Annotated in this window: 3 protein-coding genes; 1 reads left to right on the plus strand and 2 read right to left on the minus strand. The window is 65.4% G+C overall.

The annotated features are described in order from the left end of the window. Positions 1–870 precede the first annotated feature (870 nt). Positions 871–1,293, plus strand: coding sequence for a VOC family protein (locus GSQ79_RS21595; RefSeq protein WP_158810851.1), 423 nt, complete (start codon positions 871–873; stop codon positions 1,291–1,293). On the opposite strand, the gene GSQ79_RS21600 is transcribed toward GSQ79_RS21595, so the two are convergent. Together GSQ79_RS21600 and GSQ79_RS21605 are read right to left on the minus strand one after the other, a co-directional pair. Then, on the minus strand, positions 1,290–1,742 hold the full coding sequence (locus GSQ79_RS21600; protein WP_158810852.1) for a helix-turn-helix domain-containing protein: 453 nt from the start codon (positions 1,740–1,742) through the stop codon (positions 1,290–1,292). The two genes, GSQ79_RS21595 and GSQ79_RS21600, sit on opposite strands and share 4 nt — an antisense overlap. A gap of 104 nt (positions 1,743–1,846) precedes the next feature. Beyond that, a partial coding sequence (locus tag GSQ79_RS21605) for an IMP dehydrogenase (protein WP_174243255.1) occupies positions 1,847–2,316 on the minus strand: 470 nt, incomplete at its 5' end.

A 2,316-nucleotide genomic window follows, 5' to 3' on the forward strand; every position in this document is an offset into this window, starting at 1 on the left:
CCGCCAATCGACGGCGCGGCGCGAGGCGATGCCGGGACGGCGGGCGCGATGCTCGATCAGATTCATAAAGTCGCCGCACCAGGCGCCGCGGGTGCGCGAGGGATTGCGCGAACCGACATATTGCATCGCGATGCGCACGGCGCTGGGCGTTCCGGCACTGGTGTGCAGAGCCAGCATGGCGCGCGCCGCCCGGCCGTCGGGACGGCGAAACGCGGCATGATGGATGCGGAGGCTGTGAAAATGCGCACGATGCCGGTCTGGCCTCGCGGGGCCCGATTTCGGACGGTGGTGGCCTTGGTAGTGCCGATGCACGCGATGCGCGTGATGATGAAACCCGTGTCTTTGTTTTGCTTCAACCGAAGTTCCACACAGACAAACCGCAAGGGCGACCGCCCCCGCCAACAACGCAAAAAGCTTCAATGAACAACACTCGAACGAACTTACGGCGTGAAGTGGTAGAGGCCGAATATTGCGGAAATGACACCGAATCGTGGCGGCCGGCCTTTGTGTGGATTGCGCGAAGATCGATCGTTTTCAAGGCATCAATACTGGTCCGGTAATCATTAAGGCGGTTTTGAAGGGCGAACGGTGACGTGATCTGTTGTCCGGCGGCGCGCCGTGGGCCATCCAACCGGGCGGCGGTCGGGTCGGGCCCATCTGCGCACGCCCGTCGCCGCAGGGTGGCGCCACGCCGGCGGCACCTTGCGGTCTGCCGCTGCAATCGTTCTGCAACAGAAGCCTGCGGTGTTGGTCCCGAAGGCTCGGCATTTGGCGTGCCCCACGCGGGGTCCCGACGGTTGGGCGAAACGCTCCGCTGGCCGAGCTTCTGGAACAGGAGAGTCCGATGACGGAAAACACGGCACCTCATAAATGCGCGGGATCGATCACGCCTGCGTCCGGGTCCGCGATTTTGAAGCAGCCCTTGCCTGGTATGAGGAGAAACTGGGGTTCGCAGTCGAAAAGCGCTGGACGCTCGAACAGGTCCCGGGCGTCGAGATCGCTTACCTCAGAGGGCCGAACGCGTCGCGGCTGGAGATCATCGGAGGCGGCGACGTCAGCGGTTTGCGAACAAACCAAAGCTTCATGGAGCAGTTTGCCATCGGCGGGTGGAACCATATCTGCTTCGCCAGCGACGACGTCGATGCGACCATGGCCGATCTGGCATCGCGCGACGTCCCGGCGGCGCTGCCGGCTGCCGACTATCCGGACCCGGGGCGACGCGTCGCCGGCGTGCGGGACCTGGACGGCAATGTGATCGAAATCAGCGGCCCCTTGAGCGGCAAGGCCGGTTAGACCGACGGCGTCTGCAGCGACGGCGCCCGCCGCTGCAGATTCGCATCCCGCTGGCGGAGTCTTGCGCAGGCCTGCGCCGTGAGCGGCAGCGTCCAGGCCGGCGCGGGGTCGCGCGGACAGATCATGATGTCGACGCCGAGCGCATCGAGGGTGCGCAGCACGAGGCTCAGTTCGAGGCCGGGTTTGCGGGCCTCCAGCGCGCCGATCCATTGCCGGCCGACGCCGACTTTTTGCGCCACGTCGGCCTGCTTGAGCTTGAGTTGGCGGCGCCGCGCCAGCGCGACAAGGCCGAAATCATCGTGAGTGACAACCAGCAAGAGCGGATTCCTCTGGCGCTTTTCATCATGTCGTCGAGCGACGGCTTTCCCGGAAATTCGTGTTGGTGTTCGACGTCTTTTGGCGGTGCGCCGTCGCCGAACGCCGTCATGAGGATCGAAATCGTCGTCCAAGTCGCCGTCCAAGTCGCCGCGCATGGGAGAAGTAACCGACGCGCCGCGCGCCGGGTCAAGACCCGGCGTCGGGGTGGTTTTCCGCAATTCGACGTGAGGCCGCTCTACAGGCCTGTCGGATAGTTCGGGCTTTCGCGGGTGATGCCGACGTCGTGGACGTGGCTTTCGCGCAGGCCCGCCGACGAGATGCGCACGAATTTCGCCCGCTCCTGGAATGCCTCGATGGTTGGGGCTCCAACATAGCCCATGGCGGCCCGCAGGCCGCCGCCGAGCTGGTGTAAAATGGCGCCGGCGGGGCCGCGGTAGGGCACCTGGCCCTCGATCCCCTCGGGGACGAGCTTCAGCGTGTCCTTGATATCCTGCTGAAAATAGCGGTCGGCGGAGCCGCGCGCCATCGCCCCCACAGACCCCATGCCGCGGTAGGATTTGAACGAGCGGCCCTGGTAGAGGTAGACCTCGCCGGGGCTCTCGTCGGTGCCGGCGAGCAGCGAGCCGATCATCACGCAATCCGCGCCCGCCGCGATGGCTTTGGCGAAATCGCCGGAATATTTGATGCCGCCGTCGGCGATGACCG

Origin of the sequence: Beijerinckia sp. L45 (assembly GCF_009765775.1) — a bacterium.
Lineage (GTDB): Bacteria > Pseudomonadota > Alphaproteobacteria > Rhizobiales > Beijerinckiaceae > RH-AL1.